Source organism: Allobosea sp. 117, assembly GCF_000702305.1.
Classification (GTDB): domain Bacteria; phylum Pseudomonadota; class Alphaproteobacteria; order Rhizobiales; family Xanthobacteraceae; genus Ancylobacter.
This window is the reverse complement of the sequence record NZ_JNLC01000017.1, coordinates 42902-61378: the sequence shown is the minus strand read 5'-3', so window position 1 is coordinate 61378 and position 18477 is coordinate 42902. Positions and strand designations below refer to the sequence as shown.

Below are 18477 nucleotides of genomic sequence, written 5' to 3'. Positions count from 1 at the left end.
TGCCGTTCGAGTCGACCCTTCCAGGCCGGTCGTCCCCGTTCTTCCCAGCGGAGCCGCCGGCGGCGACGAGCCTCACAGCCCGCCGATCACGCCCGCCCAGACGCCGATCATGGCGACGAACAGCCCGAGGGACGACAGGGCGGCGACTTCCTCGATCACGATACGGATCATGACGACCTCCTATTGGTCAGGGAGTGAACATACAAGGAACATTGTTCCTCTTACGTTCGATCGTCAATCATGTTCCCCATCTGTTCCAGATCGTGGTTTACGGAATCGGAATCCTCATTCCATCTCGACCAGGCGGCCCTCGCGCAGCGTCACGCGGCGGTGCATGCGCGCGGCGAGGTCGAGATTGTGGGTGGCGATGATGGCGGCGAGGCCGGTCGCCTCGACAAGCTGCTGCAGCGCGCGGAACACGTGGTCGGCGGTATGCGGATCGAGATTGCCGGTCGGCTCGTCCGCCAGCAGCAGGCGGGGCGCGTTGGCCACCGCGCGGGCGATGGCGACGCGCTGCTGCTCGCCGCCCGAAAGCTCGCCCGGCCGGTGTTCCAGCCGCTTGCCGAGGCCGAGATAGGAGAGCAGCTCGCTCGCCCGCGCCGAGGCCTCCTTGCGCGAGAGGCCGCGGATCATCTGCGGCAGCATCACGTTCTCGCCGGCCGAGAACTCCGGCAGCAGATGGTGGAACTGGTAGACGAAGCCGATGTCGGTGCGCCGGATGCGCGTGCGCTCGGCATCCGGCAGGCCGGCGGTCGGCTGGCCGCCCACGAAGACCTCTCCGGCGTCCTGATGCTCGAGCAGGCCGGCGATGTGCAACAGCGTCGACTTGCCGGTGCCGGACGGGGCGACCAGCGCCACCGACTGCCCCTCCTCCACCGAGAGGCTGGCGCCGCGCAGGATGTCGAGCGTGCCGGCGCCCTGCGTGTAGCGGCGTTCGATGCCTTGAAGACGGAGCGCGGGCACGGGCTTTCCTCCGCCTACTCGTAACGGAGCGCTTCGACCGGGTCGAGGCGCGCGGCGCGCCAGGACGGGTAGAGCGGCGCGAGGAAGGACAGCACCAGGGCCATGATGACCACCGCCGTGGTCTCCCCGGCATTCATCTCGGCCGGCAGGCGCGAGAGATAGTAGAGCTCCGGCGAGAAGAGCTCGGTCGCCGTCAGCCAGGAGATGAACTGGCGAATCTCCTCGACATTGAGACACACCACCAGCCCGAGCAGGAAGCCCGCCAGCGTGCCGACCACGCCGATCGCCGCGCCGGTGACGAGGAAGATGCGCATGATCGCCCCGCGCGTCGCCCCCATGGTGCGCAGGATGCCGATGTCGCGGCCCTTGTCCTTCACCAGCATGTTGAGGCCGGAGACGATGTTGAAGGCCGCCACCACCACGATGAGGGTGAGGATCAGGAACATCACGTTGCGCTCGACCTGCAGCGCGTTGAAGAAGGTGGCGTTCCGCTGTCGCCAGTCGACGATGTAGATCGGCCGGCCGGCGATCTCGTTCACTGCCGCCCGATAGCGGTCGATATTGTCCGGATTGTCGGTGTAGACCTCGATCGCCGTGACGTCGCCGTCCTTGTTGAAATAGGCCTGGCTCTCGGCGAGCGGCATGAAGACGAAGGCGCTGTCATATTCCGACATGCCGATCTCGAACACCGCCGCCACCCGGTAGACCTTGATGCGCGGCGTCGTGCCCATCGGCGTCACCGCCCCGCGCGGCGCCACCAGCGTGACATTGTCCCCGGCCCGCACCGAAAGCTGGTCGGCGAGCCGCTTGCCGATGGCAACCCCCGTCCCGTCGTCGAAACCTTCGAGCGTGCCCTGGCGGATATTGCTGCCGATCGAGGGCAGCGCGCGCAGATCCTTCTCGGAAAGCCCGCGCACCAGTACGCCGCCGGCGCTGAAGGCCGAGGAGGCCAGCGCCTGCCCCTCGACCAGCGGCACCGCGAGCTTGATGCCCGGCACGCCGGCGATGCGCTTGGCGACCTCATCATAGTCGCGCAACGGCGAATCGATGGGCTGCACCAGCAGGTGGCCGTTGAGGCCGAGGATCTTGGACAGCAGCTCGGTGCGGAAGCCGTTCATCACCGCCATCACGATGATCAGCGTCGCCACCCCGAGCATGATGCCGAGGAAGGAGAAGCCGGCGATGACCGAGATGAAGCCTTCCTTGCGGCGCGCGCGCAGATAGCGCAGCGAGAGCATCCACTCGAAAGCGCTGAAGGGGCGCGTGCCGGTGCGCTCCTTCTCGAAGGCAGAGGCCGCAGCCACGTCCGCTTCGCCGGCTTCCATGCGCTTGGCGGCCATTAGCTGCCGGTCTCCCCTGCCCTCACTCGAGAATGCGCGACAGCGCCGCCGTGATCGGCAGCGTCTCGCGGGAGCCGTCGGCGCGGCGCTTGACCTCGACCGTGCCGGCGGCGAGCCCCTTCGGGCCGACGATGATCTGCCAGGGCAGGCCAATCAGGTCGGCCGTGGCGAATTTCGAGCCCGGCCGCTCGTCGGTGTCGTCATAGAGCACGTCGACCTTGCGCGCCTGCAGCTCGGCGTAGAGCGCGTCGCACGCCTCGTCGGTCGCCGCGTCGCCGGGCTTGAGGTTGAGGATGCCGACCCGGAAGGGGGCGACTTCCTCCGGCCAGATGATGCCGTTCTCGTCGTGGCAGGCCTCGATGATCGCCGCCACCAGACGCGACGGACCGATGCCGTAGGAGCCCATGTGCACCGGCCGTTCGACGCCGTCGGGGCCGGCCACCTTGGCGGCCATCGGCTCGGAATATTTGGTGCCGAAATAGAAGATGTGGCCAACCTCAATGCCGCGCGCGGAAAGCCGCTGGCTCTGCGGCACCTTCTCGAAGGCCTCCGGTTCGTGCTTCTCCTCGGTCGCCGCGTAGAGGCTCGTCCACTGGTCGACGATTCCCTGCAAGGCGGCGGCGTCACCGAAATCGACGTCGGTGCCGGGCGTCGCCATCTTCAGATAGTCGGCGTGGCAGAACACCTCGCTCTCGCCGGTCGAGGCGAGGATGATGAACTCGTGGCTGTGGTTGCCGCCGATCGGGCCGGTGTCGGCGACCATCGGGATCGCCTTCAGCCCCAGCCGCGCGAAGGTGCGCAGATAGGCGACGAACATGCGGTTATAGGCAGTCACCGCGCTCTCGAAATCGAGGTCGACCGAATAGGCGTCCTTCATCAGGAACTCGCGCGAGCGCATCACGCCGAAGCGCGGGCGCACCTCATCGCGGAACTTCCACTGGATGTGGTAGAGGTTCAGCGGCAGGTCCTTGTAGGACTTCACATAAGCCCGGACGATCTCAGTGAGCATCTCCTCGTTGGTCGGCCCGAACAGCATGTCGCGCTCGTGCCGGTCCTTGATGCGCAGCATCTCCTTGCCATAGTCGTCATAGCGCCCGCTCTCGCGCCAGAGGTCGGCCGACTGGATGGTCGGCATCAGGATCTCGATGGCGCCGGAGCGGTTCTGCTCCTCGCGGATGACGTCGCAGATCTTGTCGAGCACGCGCTTGCCGAGCGGCAGCCACGCATAGATGCCCGCCGCCTCCTGGCGGATCATGCCGGCGCGCAGCATCAGGCGGTGGGAGACGATCTCCGCTTCCTTCGGGACTTCGCGCAGGATCGGCAGGAAATAGCGGGACAGGCGCATCAGGCGGGACTCACGATTCGCCCGCATGCGGGCCGGCGGAATTGGTGGGCGAGTGAAACCGGATCGGTCGTCAAAAGACAAGCCCTCACGCGCGCTCTCACAATCGCGCGACGCCGGGCCGGATGGTGACGTAGCGACACGCTCGCCACTACGCCCACCGGTCCATGTCGCTGCTGCGACGCACAAACGATCTATTGCGGCGCAAGGATGACAATCCTCGGAAATGTGCTCTAAGGTGCCGGTCCTTAGAAAGAGGTCCGCCGTCGCCTAGGATGCGATGTCCGGCCTGGGTCTCGGGAGGAAATAGACGACAAGAAAGCCCCCCGGCGGACGCCGACAACAGGCGCGGAATCGGGAATGTGGCGCGGATAAAAAGAGCAGGCGGGGCTTCGGCCTCGCCTCTTTTTTTGACCTGACGCATGAGCGCGCCGGCGCCCCTCACGCGGCGAAGGGCATGGGGAACATGTCGAGCGTCAGGTGCCCGGTCTCCACCGCCCAGGCGAACAGCACCACGATCACCGTGGCGATGATGGTGGTGACGATCACTTTCCGCAGCAGCAGCGGGCGGGCTGGCGCGCCGGGCTCGGTGCCCTCGGCGATATCCCCCTCCTCGTGCTGCGAGCGAACGCCGAAGGGCAGCACGGCGAAGATCACTGTCCACCAGACGATGAAATAGATCGCGATATAGGTCGTGACGCCCAGGATCATCGCCGTCGGCTCACGCCTGCTCCAGCTCGACCAGCGTGCCGAAGAAGTCCTTCGGGTGCAGGAACAGCACCGGCTTGCCGTGCGCGCCGATGCGCGGCTCGCCCGAGCCCAGCACCCGGGCACCGTCCTTCTGCAGCCGGTCGCGGGCGGCGAGGATGTCGTCCACCTCGTAGCAGATGTGGTGGATGCCACCGTCCGGGTTGCGGTCGAGGAACTTGGCGATCGGCGAATCCGCGCCCAGCGGCTCCAGGAGCTCGATCTTGGTGTTCGGCAGCTCGATGAACACGGTGGTGACGCCGTGCTCGGGCTGGGGCACGGCGTCCGAGACCATCGCACCGAGCGTGTCGCGGTAGAGCGCAGTAGCAGCAGCGATGTCGCGCACGGCGATGGCGACGTGGTTGAGACGGCCGATCATGGCGTTCCTCCGACAGATGCGGCGACAGTCATACCGTGATCACCAGCACATGGCAGAGTGGCTTCTTGCCCCAGGCGGCGTTCACCGCACTGCGTACCGCCCGCGTCAGGGATTCCGCCAGCGCATCGGGATCGCGCCGGCGCGGCTTGGGCAGGGTCTCGAGACAGTCGAGCACCGCGTCCTCGATCACCTCGGCGAGCGCGGTTCCGTTCGACCCGAGCTCCGGCAGGCCGGTGAGGTCGATCATCGGGTCGCCGGCAAGCTCGCCCTTGGCGCTCATCGCCACCGCCACCGAGATGAGCCCGGCGAAGGAGAGGCGCCGGCGCTCGGCGATGGCGCGGTCATCGGCATTCACGAGAACCTGACCGTCCTTGTAGAGCCGGCCGAACGGCACCTCGTCGATCACCTCCGCCTTTGCTGCGAGGTCGGCGCTGGCGAGCCGCACCATGTCGCCGTCGACGAGGCGCAGGATCTCCGGCACGCCCATGCGGCGCGCGAGGTCGGCATGCTCGGCCAGATGCATCGGCTCGCCATGCACCGGGACCGAGATCTGCGGGCGTAGCCAGCCATACATCTGCTCCAGCTCGCCGCGCCGGGGGTGGCCCGACACGTGGACGAGCGCGTGCCGGTCGGTGACGACCTGGATGCCGTCGAGCACCAGCGCGTTGATGATGCGGTTCACCGCCCGCTCATTGCCGGGGATGGTGCGCGAGGAGAAGATCACCGTGTCGCCCGCCGAGAGCGCGATCTCCGGATGGTCGTCGTCGGCGATGCGGGCCAGCGCGGCACGCGGCTCGCCCTGGCTGCCGGTGAGGATCGCCACCACCTTGTCGCGCGGCAGATAGCCATAGGCGTCCACCGGGCGGAACGGCGGCAGGCCGTCGAGCAGGCGCTGCTCGCGGGCGACCGTCACCACCCGCTCCATGGCGCGCCCGACCAGCACCACCTCGCGTCCCGCCTTCAGCGCCGCCTCGGCGACCGAACGGATGCGCGCGACATTGGAGGCGAAGGTGGTCACGGCGACGCGATGCGGTGCCTTGGCGATCAGCTCCGCCAGAGTGACCGCGACATCCGCCTCGGAGGGCGACTGGCCATCGCGGATGGCGTTGGTCGAATCGCAGATCACCGCCCGGACGCCCTCCACCCCGAGCGCGGTGAAGCGCTCCGGATCGGTGACGTTCCCGACCACCGGCGTCGGATCGATCTTCCAGTCGCCGGTGTGCACGACGAGCCCGACCGGCGTGCGCAGCGCCAGCGCGTGGCTGTCGGGGATGGAATGCGCGACCGGCACGAACTCGACGTCGAACGGACCGATCGCCACCCGCCCGCCGGACGGGACGACGTGGAACGGGATCTTCGGCGCGCCCGGCTCGTTCAGCCGTCGCGCCTCGGCCAGCGCCGCCGTGAACGGCGTCGTATAGACGGGACACTGAAGCTTCGGCCACAGGTCGAGCAGCGCGCCGACATGGTCCTCATGGCCGTGGGTGAGCGCCAGGCCGACCAGATTGGCGCGCTCCTCCTCGATGAAGCGGACATCCGGCATGATGAGGTCGACGCCGGGTACATCCGGGCCGGCGAAGGACACGCCGAGGTCGACGGCGAGCCATCTGCGCCGTTGCGGCGGGCCGAATCCGTAAAGGCCGAGATTCATGCCGATCTCGCCGACGCCCCCCAGCGGCGCGAAGACCAGCTCGTCCGGTGCTTTGCTCAACTCAAATGCCTTTCGTCATGCCACAGGCATGCATCCTGAAATGACCGGCGTGATCCGCGCGCGCCGGCCGCACCAATATCGCCCCCGATCAGCGCAGCGCCGACGGGAAGACGTCGCCGGCGCTGATGGTCTGCCGCGATCCGTCCGCCCGCCGTAACAGCATCGCCCCCGTCGCGTCGAGCGCCTCGAAAATTCCGCTCTCCATCCGGTCGCCCATCCGGACCTCGACCGGGCGCCCGATGCCCGGCGTCCGCCGGCTCCACGCATCGACGATATCAGCGAAGCCGGCGCCGCGGTTCCACTGCGCCAGCCGGCCGCACATCGCTTCGTCCAGCGAGGCCAGTAGCGCCGCCGGCGCGGTCGGGAATCCCGCCGCCGCGAGGCTGGCGGCGGGATAGGGTGTGTCGGACGGGGCATGGGCGCAATTGACGCCGAAGCCGATCACCGTGGCGGTCGCGCCGTCGCGCGTCGTGGTGCCTTCGAGCAGGATGCCGGCGAGCTTGCCGCCGTCGACCAGCACGTCGTTCGGCCATTTCAGCGCGATGCGCAGGGGATCGATGCCGGTCACCGCGCGGACCGCGTCGTGCAGCGCCAGCGCCGAGACGAAGCAGAGCTCCGGCAGACGCTCGCGCGGGCCGGCGTCGCGCAGCAGCAGCGAGGCATAGAGATTGCCGGGCTCGGAGCTCCAGGGGCGCCCGCGACGCCCCCTGCCCGCGGTCTGCCGCTCGGCGACGATCCAGAGCGGCGCCGGCCCTTCCGCGCGGGCGAGGCCTTCGGCATTGGTCGAGCCGATCGCCGAGAAATGGACGACCGGCGTCGCCCGGTGCGGGCGCCCCATGTTCAGAAGAGCGCCCTCGCCGCAGCGCCCGCCGCCGACAGCAGCGGCGCCGGATAGACGAAGAGCAGGATGATGAACAGGCTGGAGATGCCCAGCACCGCGCGCAGCTCGGTCGGCATGGGCTCGAACGCCGCCGCCGGCTCGTCGAAATACATCAGCTTGACGATGCGCAGATAGTAATAGGCGCCGACCACGCTCGCCAGCACACCCACCACGGAGAGCATATAGAGCCCCGCCTTGATGGCCGCGAGGAACACGTAGTACTTCGCCAGGAAGCCGGCGAGCGGCGGGATGCCGGCCAGCGAGAACATCAGCGCCGCCAGCAGGAAGGCCATCATCGGCCGGGTGCGCGACAGGCCGGCGAGGTCGTCGATGGTCTCGACCGTCCCCTCCTTGCGGCGCATGGCGAGGATGCAGGCGAAGGTGCCGAGCGTCATCGCCATGTAGATCGCCATGTAGACCAGCACGCCGCGGATGCCCTCCTCCGTGCCGGCGGCAAGCCCGACCAGCGCATAACCCATGTGGCCGATCGAGGAATAGGCCATCAGGCGCTTGATGTTGCGCTGGCCGATCGCGGCGAAGGCGCCGAGCACCATCGAGGCGAGCGAGATGAAGACGACGATCTGCTGCCACTGATGCGCGACGTTCGGCAGCGCCTCGATGGCGACGCGCATGAACACCGCGATGGCGGCCACCTTCGGCGCCGAGGCGAAGAAGGCGGTGACCGGCGTCGGCGCGCCCTCATAGACGTCCGGCGTCCACATGTGGAACGGCACGGCGGAGACCTTGAAGGCGAGCCCCGCGAACAGGAACACGATGCCGAAGATCAGCCCGAGCGAGGGCTCGCGGGCGGCTTCCGCGATGCGCTCGAAATTCACGCTGCCGGTGAAGCCGTAGATGAGCGAGGCGCCGTAGAGCAGCATGCCGGAGGAGAGCGCGCCGAGCACGAAGTACTTCAGGCCCGCTTCAGTCGAGCGCACCGAATCCCGGTTGTTGGCGGCGATGACGTAGAGCGCGAGGCTCATCAGCTCGAGACCCATATAGAGCGCGATGAGGTCGCCGGCCGAGATCATCATCATCATGCCGAGCGTGGAGAGCAGCACCAGCACGGCATATTCGAAGCGGCTCTGCTTCTCGACCTTCAGCCAGTCCACAGACATGGCCAGCGCCGCGCCCGCGCCGATCAGCGCCAGCACCTTGAGGAAGCGGCCGAAGGCGTCGACGCGGAAGCTGCCGCCGAAGGCGACCGCCTCCTGCGACGGCGCCAGCACCACCAGCACGAGGGCGGCGAACAGCGCCGCCAGCGCAAGTCCGTTGACGGTGTCGACGGACTTCTCGCCGGCGATGGCGCCGTAGAGTACCAGGAGGATCGCCGCCAGGGCGATGAGCACCTCCGGCAGGGCCGGGCCGATGGCGGACAGAAGGAAGTTCATCGGGCAGGCTCCGCAAGCGTCGGGTGGGCAGGCGTCGGTCTCATGGTCACGGCAGCACCAGGCTCGCAGCCTTCACGGTGCCGGCGAGCGTGTCGGCGCGGGCAACGATCGCCTGCACGGCGACGTTGCACGCGTCGAGGACCGGTCCCGGCCAGACGCCGAACAGGATGGTGAAGAACACCAGCGGGAACAGCGCCGTCATCTCGCGCCGGTCGAGGTCGAGAATGTCCTTCAGGCTGTCCTTCTCCAGCGGCCCGAAGATCACCCGGCGATAGAGCCAGAGTGCGTAGGCGGCCGAGAGGATGACTCCGGAGGTGGCGAAGAAGGCGACCCAGTTGTTGCGCCCGAAGGTGGCGATCAGCGTCAGGAACTCGCCGACGAAGCCGGAGGTGCCCGGCAGGCCGACATTGGCCATGGTGAAGATCATGAACACCGTGGCGTAGATCGGCATGCGGTGCACGAGCCCACCATAGGCGGCGATCTCGCGGGTGTGCATGCGGTCGTAGATGACGCCGACGCACAGGAACAGCGCGCCCGACACGAAGCCGTGGCTCACCATCTGGAACACCGCGCCCTGGATGCCTTCCTGGGTCAGGGTGAAGATGCCCATGGTCACGTAGCCCATATGGGCGACGGAGGAATAGGCGATCAGCTTCTTGATGTCCTCCTGCATCATCGCCACCAGCGAGGTGTAGACGATGGCGACGACCGACAGGGTGAACACGAAGGGCGCGAAATAGGCCGAGGCCTCGGGGAACATCGGCAGGCTGAAGCGCAGGAAGCCGTAGCCGCCCATCTTCAGGAGGATGCCGGCCAGGATCACCGAGCCGGCGGTCGGCGCCTCGACATGCGCGTCGGGCAGCCAGGTGTGCACCGGCCACATCGGCATCTTCACCGCGAAGGAGGCGAAGAAGGCAAGCCATAGCCAGTGCTGCATGCCGGACGGGAAGCCGTGGGTGAGCAGCACCTGGATGTCGGTGGTGCCGGCCTGCCAGTACATCGCCATGATGGCGAGCATCATCAGCACCGAGCCGGCGAGCGTGTAGAGGAAGAACTTGAAGGTCGCGTAGATGCGCCGTTTGCCGCCCCAGATGCCGATGATCAGGAACATCGGGATCAGGCCGCCCTCGAAGAAGATGTAGAAGAGCAGCAGATCGAGCGCGGAGAAGGTGCCGACCATCAGGGTCTCGAGCACCAGGAAGCAGATCATGTACTCCTTCACCCGGACCTGGATCGACTCCCAGCTAGCGAGGATGCAGATCGGCATGAGCAGGGTGGTGAGCAGCACGAAGGGCAGCGAGATGCCGTCGACGCCCATGCGATAGGCGGCGATGTCGCCGAGCCAGGCCCGTTCCTCGACGAACTGGAAGCCGGTGTCGGCCGGATCGAAGCCGGTGAGCAGCAGCAGCGAGATGACGAAGGTGACCAGCGTCGCCCACAGCGCTACCCAGCGGGCGTTGCGCTTGGCGGCCTCGTCGTCGCCGCGGATCATCAGCACGATCAGCAGCGCACCGACTAGGGGCAGGAAGGTGACGACGGAAAGGATCGGCCAGTCGTACATCAGTGCGCCCCCCCGAACATGAACCAGGTGATGAGGGCGGCGACCCCGACGAGCATCACGAACGCGTAGTGATAGAGATAGCCGGTCTGCAGCCGCACGACGCTGCGCGTGACGTCGAGCACGCGCGCCGAGACGCCGTCCGGCCCGAAGCCGTCGATGACCCGCCCGTCGCCTTCCTTCCACAGGAAGCGGCCGAGCCACTTGGCGCTGCGCACGAAGAGGAAGTCGTAGATCTCGTCGAAGTACCACTTGTTGAGCAGGAAGCGGTACAGCACGTCGTTCTGCCTGGCGAGCGCCACCGGCACGCCCGGCTGGAGGATGTACATCCAGTAGGCGATCAGGAAGCCGATCACCATCATCACGGTCGGCGCCCACGGCACCCAGCCCGGCAGATGGTGCATCTCCTCGAGGATCTTGTTCTCCGGGCCCATGAAGATGGATTCGCGGAAGAACTCCTCCACGCTGTGACCGGCGAAGAACTGGAAGAACACCGCGCCCGCCACCAGCGCGCCGACCGCGAGGACGGCGAGCGGGATGGTCATCGTCAGCGGCGATTCATGCGCATGGTCGAAGGTGTGGTGATCCGCCCGCGTCGGGCCGTGGAAGGTGAGGAACACCAGGCGCCACGAATAGAACGAGGTGAGCAGCGCCGCCACCACCGTCATCACGAAGCCGTAGGTCGCGAGCGGATTATGGCTCGCATAGGAGGCCTCGATGATCGCGTCCTTCGAGTAGTAGCCGGCGGTGAACGGGAAGCCTGTCAGCGCCAGCGTGCCGATCAGCATCATGGCGTAGGTGAACGGGATCTTCTTGTAGAGCCCGCCCATGTGCCGCATGTCCTGCTCGTGGTGCATGGCGTGGATCACCGAGCCGGCACCGAGGAACAGCAGCGCCTTGAAGAAGGCATGGGTGAACAGGTGGAAGATACCCACCGAATAGGCCCCCACCCCGAGCGCAACGAACATGTAGCCGAGCTGCGAGCAGGTCGAATAGGCGATCACCCGCTTGATGTCGGTCTGCACGAGGCCGACCGTCGCGGCGAAGAAGGCGGTGGAGGCGCCGAAGAACACCACCACGGTCAGCGCCGTCTGCGACAGCTCGAACAGCGGCGAGAGGCGCGCCACCATGAACACGCCGGCGGTCACCATGGTGGCGGCGTGGATCAGCGCGGAAACCGGGGTCGGGCCTTCCATCGCGTCCGGCAGCCAGGTGTGCAGGCCGAGCTGCGCCGACTTGCCCATGGCGCCGACGAACAGCAGCAGGCAGATGATGGTCGGCGCGTCCCAGTCATGGCCGAGGAAGTGCAGCGTCTTGCCGGCGAGCGAGGGCGCCGCGGCGAACACCTGCTCGAAGCTGACCGCGCCGGTCATGAAGAACACGGCGAAGATGCCGAGCGCGAAGCCGAAATCGCCGACGCGGTTGACGATGAAAGCCTTCATCGCCGCCGCGCAGGCCGACGGTTTGTCGTACCAGAAGCCGATCAGCAGATAGGAGGCGAGACCGACGCCCTCCCAGCCGAAGAACATTTGGACGAGGTTGTCCGCCGTCACCAGCATCAGCATGGCGAAAGTGAACAGCGAGAGATAGGCGAAGAAGCGCGGCCGGCTCGGATCCTCGTGCATGTAGCCGATCGAATAGAGGTGCACGAGCGAGGACACCGTCGTCACCACGATCAGCATGACCGCGGTCAGCGTGTCGACGCGCAGCGCCCACTTCACGTCGAGCCCGCCCGCGGCCATCCAGGTGAACAGCTCGACCGTGCCGTCGTGATGGCTGAAGCCGGTGTCGATGAAGGTGATCCACGACAAAAGGCAGGAGAGGAACAGAAGGCAGGTGGTGACGAGCTCGGAGGCCCGCGCGCCGATCACGCGGCCGAACAGGCCCGCGACGAGGAAGCCCGCCAGGGGGAGGAAGACGATCGCCTGATACATGGAGCGGCTCCCCTCAGCCCTTCATCGTGTTGATGTCCTCGACGGCGATCGAACCGCGGTTGCGGTAGAACACCACGAGGATGGCGAGGCCGATGGCGGCCTCCGCGGCGGCGACCGTCAGCACGAACAGCGCGAAGATCTGTCCGGTGATGTTGCCGAGGAAGGTCGAGAACGCCACGAAATTGATGTTCACCGACAGCAGGATCAGCTCGACCGACATCAGGATGACGATGACGTTCTTCCGGTTGAGGAAGATGCCGAGCGTGCCCAGCGTGAACAGGATCGCCGCGACGGTGAGGTAGTGGGAGAGGCCGATCACCATGGCTCAGAGCCCCTTCCCCGAAGGTACCTTGACGACGTCGATCGCCATCGCCCTGGTGCGCGCGTTCTGGGCCGCGATGCTCTGGCGCTTGACGTTCTCCTTGTGGCGGAGCGTCAGCACGATGGCGCCGATCATCGCGACGAGGAGCACCAGCCCCGCCGCCTGAAAGAAATAGACGTAGTCGGTGTAGAGCACGCGGCCGATCTGCACCGTGTTGGTCACGTCCGAGGGGGTGGCGACCACCGCCCCGGTCACGCCCTCGCCGAAGGTCCAGGAGCCGAACACCAGCACCAGCTCGGCGAGGAAGACGAGGCCGACCAGCGCGCCGATCGGCAGGTACTGCAGGAAGCCCTGCCGCAGCTCGACGAAGTCGACGTCGAGCATCATCACCACGAACAGGAACAGCACGGCAACGGCGCCGACATAGACCACCACCAGGATCATCGCGAGGAATTCCGCGCCGATCAGGATGAACAGCCCCGCCGCGTTCACGAAGGTGAGGATGAGGAACAGCACCGAATGCACGGGGTTGCGCGAGGCGATGACCATGAAGGCCGACGCCACCGCGATCCCCGCGAAAAGATAGAAGAACAACGCGGCGACACTCATCCCCGGCATCCCCTCTCAGCCCCGGCGCGCCGTTCTGCCGGCGCCTGTGCGGCCCTTGTCGTCACGTCGTCCACCTCATGTCCCCGCGCGATCAGCGATAGGGCGCGTCGAGCGCGATGTTGCGCGCGATCTCGCGTTCCCACCGGTCGCCATTCGCGAGCAGCTTCGCCTTGTCGTAATAGAGTTCCTCGCGCGTCTCGGTGGCGAACTCGAAGTTCGGTCCCTCGACGATCGCATCGACCGGGCAGGCCTCCTGGCAGAAGCCGCAATAGATGCACTTCACCATGTCGATGTCGTAGCGCGTGGTGCGGCGCGTGCCGTCGTTGCGGCGCGGACCGGCCTCGATGGTGATCGCCTGCGCCGGGCAGATCGCCTCGCACAGCTTGCAGGCGATGCATCGCTCCTCGCCGTTCGGGTAGCGGCGCAGCGCGTGCTCGCCGCGGAAGCGCGGCGAGACCGGCCCCTTCTCGAACGGGTAGTTGAGCGTCGCCTTCGGCTTGAAGAAGTACCGCATGGCGAGGAAGAAGGCCGAGACGAACTCGGTCAGCAAGAGCGAGCGCGCAGCTTGGTCCAGTCTCATGACGCGTCCCTCATTCCGCCATCGCCACGGCGACGCCGAAACCGAGCAGCGGCATGCTGACCGCGCCGACCCGGATCACCGTCTTCCACCACTTGACCACGCCCTCGAGCTCGGAGGCCGAGAGCTTCCGCCCCTCCTTGGAGGAGCGGATCGAGCTTTCCATCAGGCCGGGCAGCACGAACCACTCGACGGCGCCGAACAGGGCGCCGGCGGCCGCCCCGACCCAGCCGATCATCGAGGCTTCGAACAGACCGATAAGTGCGGTGTCTTCCATCATCCACCTCCCACGGGCGCCGTGCCCGTGAAGTGCAGCACGCCCGCGACCGCGACGACCATGAACAGCGAGATGGGCAGGAACACCTTCCAGCCGAGGCGCATGAGCTGGTCGTAGCGGTAGCGCGGGACCATTGCCTTGACCATGGCGAACATGAAGAAGACGAACAGGACCTTGAGCAGGAACCACACGATCCCCGGCACCCAGGTGAAGGGCGCGACCGGGAAGGGCGGCAGCCAGCCGCCCATGAACAGGATGGTCGTGAGGGCGCACATGGTCATGATCGCCACGTATTCGCCGAGCATGAACATCATGTAGGGAGTCGAGCCGTATTCAACCATGAAACCGGCGACGAGCTCCGACTCCGCCTCGCCAAGGTCGAAGGGCGGGCGGTTCGTCTCGGCCAGCGCCGAGACGAAGAAGATCACGAACATCGGGAACAGCGGCAGCCAGTACCAGCCGAACAGCCCCCACGCCCCGTTCTGCGCCTCCACGATGGCCGAGAGGTTCAGCGAGCCGGCGCACATCAGCACGGTGACGATCACGAAGCCGATCGAGACCTCGTAGGAGACCATCTGCGCCGCCGCGCGCAGCGCGGAGAGGAACGGGTACTTCGAGTTCGAAGCCCAGCCGGCCATGATCACGCCGTACACGCCGAGCGAGGAGATGGCGAAGATGTAGAGCACGCCGACATTGATGTCGGCTACCACCCAGCCGGCATCGAGCGGCACCACCGCCCAGGCGGCGAGCGCCAGCAGGCAGGTGACGAAGGGCGCAAGCAGGAACAGGCCCTTGTTCGAGCCGTCCGGGATCACCGGCTCCTTCAGCACGAACTTCAGAAGGTCGGCGAAGGACTGGAACAGGCCGAACGGCCCGACCACGTTGGGGCCGCGCCGCAGTTGCACCGCCGCCCAGATCTTGCGGTCGGCGAGCAGCACATAGGCCACCACCAGAAGCAGCGCGACGAGCAGCACGACGCTCTGCAGTGCGATCAGCAGCACCTGCAGCAGCGTGTCGAGCCAGGAGGGGTCGGTCATAGGTCGGGCTCCCTCACTCGGCGGCGACGGCCAGGCGGCCGTGGGCGAGCGCGGCGCATTCGGCCATCACGGCCGAGGCGCGGGCGATCGGATTGGTCAGGTAGAACTCGGTCACCGCCGGATGGAACGGCGCCCGGTCGGGCGTGCCGCCGCGCTCGGCGAGGGCCACGACGCCGGCCGGATCGGCCGGAGCGACATGGTCGAGGCGGGCGAGATGCGGGAACTGCGCATAGAGCGCCGCCCTGAGCTGGGCCAGCGAGTCATAGGGCAGCCGCTTGCCGAGCACGTCGGACAGCGCGCGCAGCACCGCCCAGTCCTCGCGCGCCTCGCCGGGCGGGAACGCCGCGCGGTTGGCAAGCTGCGCCCTCCCCTCGGTGTTCACATAGGTGCCTGACTTCTCGGTATAGGCGGCGCCCGGCAGGATGACGTCGGCGCGGTGCGCGCCGCGGTCACCATGGGTGCCGATATAGACCACGAAGGCGCCGGGAGCGATCTCGACCTCGTCCGCGCCGAGCGCGAACAGGACATCGGCCCCGCCCGGCGCCGTCAGCGCCGCGGCATCGAGCGCCCCCTCGCCCGGCACCGCGCCGACATCGAGCGCGCCGACCCGGGCGGCGGCACTATGCAGCACGCCGAAGCCGTTCCAGCCTTCCTTCACCGCGCCGACCGCCACCGCCACGCGCGCGGCGAGCGAGAGCACGGCGGCGCCGTCCGGCCGCGTGATGGCGCCCTGCCCGATCAGGATCAGCGGGCGCTCGGCCTTCTTCAGCGTCTCGGCGAAGGTGCCGTTGCCGACCAGCTCGGCCAGCGTCTCCGGCCCGGCGCCGAGATAGTCATAGGGGTAGGTGAGATCGACCTGCTCGCCGATCAGCGCGACCGGGAAGCCGCCGCGCAGCCAGCGCTTGCGGATGCGGGCGTTGAGCACCGAGGCCTCGCGGCGCGGATTGGCGCCGATGATCAGCAGAGCGTCCGCCGCCTCGATTCCCGCGATGCCCGGATTGAAGAGATAGGACGCGCGGCCGAGCGCGGGATCGAGCGCCGCCCCGTCCTGCCGGCTGTCGATGTTGGACGAGCCGAGGCGGGTGATCAGGTCCTTGAGCGCGAACACCTCCTCGACGGAGGCGAGATCGCCGACCAACGCGCCGATGCGGTTGGGCGCGACGCCCTGCAGCTTCGCGGCGATGGTGGCGAAGGCTTCCGGCCAGCTCGCCGGGCGCAGCCGGCCGTCGAGCCGCACATAGGGGCGGTCGAGCCGCTGGGTCTTCAGCCCATCCCAGATGTAGCGGGTCTTGTCGGAGATCCACTCCTCGTTCACGTCCTCATGCAGACGCGGCAGGATGCGCATCACCTCGCGGCCGCGCGTGTCGACGCGGATGTTGGAGCCGACCGCGTCCATCACGTCGATGGATTCGGTCTTCACCAGCTCCCACGGGCGGGCATGGAAAGCATAGGGGCGCTGCGTGAGCGCGCCGACCGGACAGAGATCGACCACGTTGCCCTGCAGCTCGGAGGTCAGCGCCGCCTCGAGATAGGTGGTGATCTCCATGTCCTCGCCGCGGCCGATGGCGCCGAGCTCGGCGACGCCGGCGACCTCGGTGGTGAAGCGGACGCAGCGCGTGCACTGGATGCAGCGCGTCATCGAGGTCTTCACCAGCGGGCCGATATACTTGTCCTCGACCGCGCGCTTGTTCTCGGCATAACGCGACGTGTCGACGCCATAGGCCATCGCCTGGTCCTGCAGGTCGCACTCGCCGCCCTGGTCGCAGATCGGGCAATCCAGCGGGTGGTTGATGAGCAGGAACTCCATCACCCCTTCGCGCGCCTTCTTCACCATCGGGCTCTTGGTGAGCACGACAGGCGGCTCGCCGTTCGGGCCGGGGCGCAGGTCGCGCACATTCATCGCGCAGCTCGCCTGCGGCTTGGGCGGCCCGCCCTTCACCTCGACGAGGCACATGCGGCAATTGCCGGCGATGGAGAGCCGCTCATGGAAGCAGAAGCGCGGGATCTCGGCGCCCGCGGCCTCGCAGGCCTGCAGGAGCGTGTACTCCGGCGGTACCTCGACCTCGATGTCGTCGACGATGAGTTTGGCCATGATGCTCTCTCACTCCGCCGCGACAGGAACAGGAACGGCGTCGGAATGCGGGTTCGCTGCGTACTGATCGATGCGCTTCTCGATCTCCGGGCGGAAATGCCGGATCAGGCCCTGGATCGGCCAGGCCGCCGCGTCGCCGAGCGCGCAGATGGTGTGACCCTCGACCTGCGTGGTGACCTGCAGGAGAAGGTCGATCTCGCGCTTCTGCGCACGCCCCGCGACCATGCGATCCATGACGCGCCACATCCAGCCCGTGCCCTCGCGGCAGGGCGTGCACTGGCCGCAGCTCTCGTGCCGGAAGAAATAGGAGATGCGGGCGATCGCCTTGATGACGTCGGTGGACTTGTCCATCACCAGCACACCGGCGGTGCCGAGGCTCGACTTCACCGCGCGGGTGCCGTCGAAGTCCATGATCAGCTCTTCGCACTGCTCGGCCGGAATGATCGGACAGGAGGCGCCGCCGGGGATGATGGCGAGCAGGTTGTCCCAGCCGCCGCGCACGCCGCCGCCGTGCTTCTCGATAAGCTCCTTGAACGGGATGCCCATCGCCTCCTCGACGATGCAGGGCGTGTTCACATGGCCGGAAATGCCGAACAGCTTGGTGCCGACATTGTTCGGCCGGCCGATGCCGGCGAACCACGCCGCACCGCGTCGCAGGATGGTCGGCGCCACCGCGATGGATTCGACGTTGTTGACGGTGGTCGGGCAGCCATAGAGGCCGACATTCGCCGGGAAAGGCGGCTTCAGGCGCGGCTGGCCCTTCTTGCCCTCGAGGCTCTCGAGCAGCGCGGTCTCCTCGCCGCAGATATAGGCGCCGGCACCATGGTGGACATAGATGTCAAAGTCCCAGCCATGGACATTGTTCTTGCCGATGAGCTTCGCCTCATAGGCCTGGTCGACCGCCGCCTGCAGGTGCTCGCGCTCGACGATGAACTCGCCGCGCACATAGATGTAGGCGGCATGCGCGCCCATGGCGAAGCCGGCGATCAGGCATCCCTCGACGAGATGGTGCGGATCGTGGCGCAGGATCTCGCGGTCCTTGCAGGTGCCAGGCTCGGACTCGTCGGCGTTCACCACGAGATAATGCGGCCGGCCATCCGACTGCTTGGGCATGAAGGACCACTTCAGCCCGGTCGGGAAGCCGGCGCCGCCGCGCCCGCGCAGGCCGGAGGCCTTCATATGATCGATGATGAAGTCGCGCCCGGCGTCGAGGAACGTCTTGGTGCCGTCCCATGAGCCGCGCTTCAGCGCGCCCTGCAGGCCCCAGTCGTGGTAGCCGTAGATATTGGTGAAGATGCGGTCCTTGTCGGCAAGCATC

17 protein-coding genes are annotated in these 18477 nt (G+C 67.3%); all 17 read right to left on the bottom strand.

Annotation, left to right across the window (positions count from 1 at the left end):
- Positions 1 to 285: 285 nt before the first annotated feature.
- Positions 286 to 963, bottom strand: a complete 678-nt coding sequence (locus U742_RS0118750; protein ID WP_029355814.1) for an ABC transporter ATP-binding protein — start codon at positions 961 to 963, stop codon at positions 286 to 288.
- 14 nt (positions 964 to 977) lie between these two features.
- Positions 978 to 2288 (bottom strand): lipoprotein-releasing ABC transporter permease subunit, encoded by a 1311-nt coding sequence (locus U742_RS0118745; RefSeq protein ID WP_051661360.1) that lies wholly within the window; start codon positions 2286 to 2288, stop codon positions 978 to 980.
- Between the two features lie 37 nt (positions 2289 to 2325).
- Positions 2326 to 3648, bottom strand: coding sequence for a proline--tRNA ligase (proS, locus tag U742_RS0118740; protein WP_029355811.1), 1323 nt, complete (start codon positions 3646 to 3648; stop codon positions 2326 to 2328).
- A 438-nt stretch (positions 3649 to 4086) separates the two neighbouring features.
- A complete protein-coding gene (locus U742_RS0118735) occupies positions 4087 to 4356 on the bottom strand; it encodes a DUF1467 family protein (RefSeq protein WP_029355810.1) in 270 nt (89 codons plus the stop codon).
- Between the two features lie 10 nt (positions 4357 to 4366).
- Positions 4367 to 4771 carry a methylmalonyl-CoA epimerase gene (mce, locus tag U742_RS0118730; RefSeq protein WP_029355809.1) on the bottom strand — a complete coding sequence of 135 codons (405 nt, stop codon included), beginning with the start codon at positions 4769 to 4771 and terminating at the stop codon, positions 4367 to 4369.
- A gap of 28 nt (positions 4772 to 4799) precedes the next feature.
- Positions 4800 to 6482, bottom strand: coding sequence for a ribonuclease J (locus tag U742_RS0118725; RefSeq protein ID WP_029355807.1), 1683 nt, complete (start codon positions 6480 to 6482; stop codon positions 4800 to 4802).
- An 88-nt stretch (positions 6483 to 6570) separates the two neighbouring features.
- Entirely contained in the window at positions 6571 to 7320 is a 750-nt protein-coding gene (locus tag U742_RS0118720; protein ID WP_029355806.1) for a biotin--[acetyl-CoA-carboxylase] ligase, read from the bottom strand.
- A 2-nt stretch (positions 7321 to 7322) separates the two neighbouring features.
- Positions 7323 to 8753: an NADH-quinone oxidoreductase subunit NuoN gene (gene nuoN / locus U742_RS0118715; protein WP_029355804.1), complete on the bottom strand. Its 1431-nt coding sequence runs from the start codon at positions 8751 to 8753 to the stop codon at positions 7323 to 7325.
- A gap of 46 nt (positions 8754 to 8799) precedes the next feature.
- Positions 8800 to 10314 (bottom strand): NADH-quinone oxidoreductase subunit M, encoded by a 1515-nt coding sequence (locus U742_RS0118710; protein WP_029355802.1) that lies wholly within the window; start codon positions 10312 to 10314, stop codon positions 8800 to 8802.
- Positions 10314 to 12245 (bottom strand): NADH-quinone oxidoreductase subunit L, encoded by a 1932-nt coding sequence (nuoL, locus tag U742_RS0118705; protein WP_029355799.1) that lies wholly within the window; start codon positions 12243 to 12245, stop codon positions 10314 to 10316. The genes U742_RS0118710 and nuoL overlap by 1 nt, the downstream gene beginning before the upstream one ends.
- A 13-nt stretch (positions 12246 to 12258) precedes the next feature.
- Positions 12259 to 12567, bottom strand: a complete 309-nt coding sequence (gene nuoK, locus U742_RS0118700) for an NADH-quinone oxidoreductase subunit NuoK (protein ID WP_029355797.1) — start codon at positions 12565 to 12567, stop codon at positions 12259 to 12261.
- Between the two features lie 3 nt (positions 12568 to 12570).
- Positions 12571 to 13176, bottom strand: coding sequence for an NADH-quinone oxidoreductase subunit J (locus tag U742_RS0118695; protein WP_029355796.1), 606 nt, complete (start codon positions 13174 to 13176; stop codon positions 12571 to 12573).
- A gap of 91 nt (positions 13177 to 13267) precedes the next feature.
- Positions 13268 to 13756 (bottom strand): NADH-quinone oxidoreductase subunit NuoI, encoded by a 489-nt coding sequence (gene nuoI / locus U742_RS0118690; RefSeq protein WP_029355795.1) that lies wholly within the window; start codon positions 13754 to 13756, stop codon positions 13268 to 13270.
- A 10-nt stretch (positions 13757 to 13766) separates the two neighbouring features.
- Entirely contained in the window at positions 13767 to 14030 is a 264-nt protein-coding gene (locus tag U742_RS0118685) for a hypothetical protein (protein ID WP_029355794.1), read from the bottom strand.
- Positions 14030 to 15067, bottom strand: a complete 1038-nt coding sequence (gene nuoH / locus U742_RS0118680) for an NADH-quinone oxidoreductase subunit NuoH (protein ID WP_029355792.1) — start codon at positions 15065 to 15067, stop codon at positions 14030 to 14032. Before nuoH ends, U742_RS0118685 begins: the two co-directional genes overlap by 1 nt.
- A gap of 13 nt (positions 15068 to 15080) precedes the next feature.
- Positions 15081 to 17159, bottom strand: a complete 2079-nt coding sequence (gene nuoG, locus U742_RS0118675) for an NADH-quinone oxidoreductase subunit NuoG (RefSeq protein WP_029355790.1) — start codon at positions 17157 to 17159, stop codon at positions 15081 to 15083.
- Positions 17160 to 17168: 9 nt separating this feature from the next.
- Positions 17169 to 18476 (bottom strand): NADH-quinone oxidoreductase subunit NuoF, encoded by a 1308-nt coding sequence (gene nuoF / locus U742_RS0118670; RefSeq protein ID WP_029355788.1) that lies wholly within the window; start codon positions 18474 to 18476, stop codon positions 17169 to 17171.
- Position 18477: the final 1 nt, after the last annotated feature.

What these genes read in the sequence shown, in the direction of transcription:
- U742_RS0118745 (WP_051661360.1), bottom strand. Translation starts at nt 2,288, where the DNA reads ATGGAAGCCGGCGAAGCGGACGTGGCTGCGGCCTCTGCCTTCGAGAAG.
- proS (WP_029355811.1), bottom strand. Translation starts at nt 3,648, where the DNA reads ATGCGCCTGTCCCGCTATTTCCTGCCGATCCTGCGCGAAGTCCCGAAG.
- U742_RS0118735 (WP_029355810.1), bottom strand. Translation starts at nt 4,356, where the DNA reads ATGATCCTGGGCGTCACGACCTATATCGCGATCTATTTCATCGTCTGG.
- mce (WP_029355809.1), bottom strand. Translation starts at nt 4,771, where the DNA reads ATGATCGGCCGTCTCAACCACGTCGCCATCGCCGTGCGCGACATCGCT.
- U742_RS0118720 (WP_029355806.1), bottom strand. Translation starts at nt 7,320, where the DNA reads ATGGGGCGCCCGCACCGGGCGACGCCGGTCGTCCATTTCTCGGCGATC.
- nuoN (WP_029355804.1), bottom strand. Translation starts at nt 8,753, where the DNA reads ATGAACTTCCTTCTGTCCGCCATCGGCCCGGCCCTGCCGGAGGTGCTC.
- U742_RS0118710 (WP_029355802.1), bottom strand. Translation starts at nt 10,314, where the DNA reads ATGTACGACTGGCCGATCCTTTCCGTCGTCACCTTCCTGCCCCTAGTC.
- nuoL (WP_029355799.1), bottom strand. Translation starts at nt 12,245, where the DNA reads ATGTATCAGGCGATCGTCTTCCTCCCCCTGGCGGGCTTCCTCGTCGCG.
- nuoK (WP_029355797.1), bottom strand. Translation starts at nt 12,567, where the DNA reads ATGGTGATCGGCCTCTCCCACTACCTCACCGTCGCGGCGATCCTGTTC.
- U742_RS0118695 (WP_029355796.1), bottom strand. Translation starts at nt 13,176, where the DNA reads ATGAGTGTCGCCGCGTTGTTCTTCTATCTTTTCGCGGGGATCGCGGTG.
- nuoI (WP_029355795.1), bottom strand. Translation starts at nt 13,756, where the DNA reads ATGAGACTGGACCAAGCTGCGCGCTCGCTCTTGCTGACCGAGTTCGTC.
- U742_RS0118685 (WP_029355794.1), bottom strand. Translation starts at nt 14,030, where the DNA reads ATGGAAGACACCGCACTTATCGGTCTGTTCGAAGCCTCGATGATCGGC.
- nuoH (WP_029355792.1), bottom strand. Translation starts at nt 15,067, where the DNA reads ATGACCGACCCCTCCTGGCTCGACACGCTGCTGCAGGTGCTGCTGATC.
- nuoG (WP_029355790.1), bottom strand. Translation starts at nt 17,159, where the DNA reads ATGGCCAAACTCATCGTCGACGACATCGAGGTCGAGGTACCGCCGGAG.
- nuoF (WP_029355788.1), bottom strand. Translation starts at nt 18,476, where the DNA reads ATGCTTGCCGACAAGGACCGCATCTTCACCAATATCTACGGCTACCAC.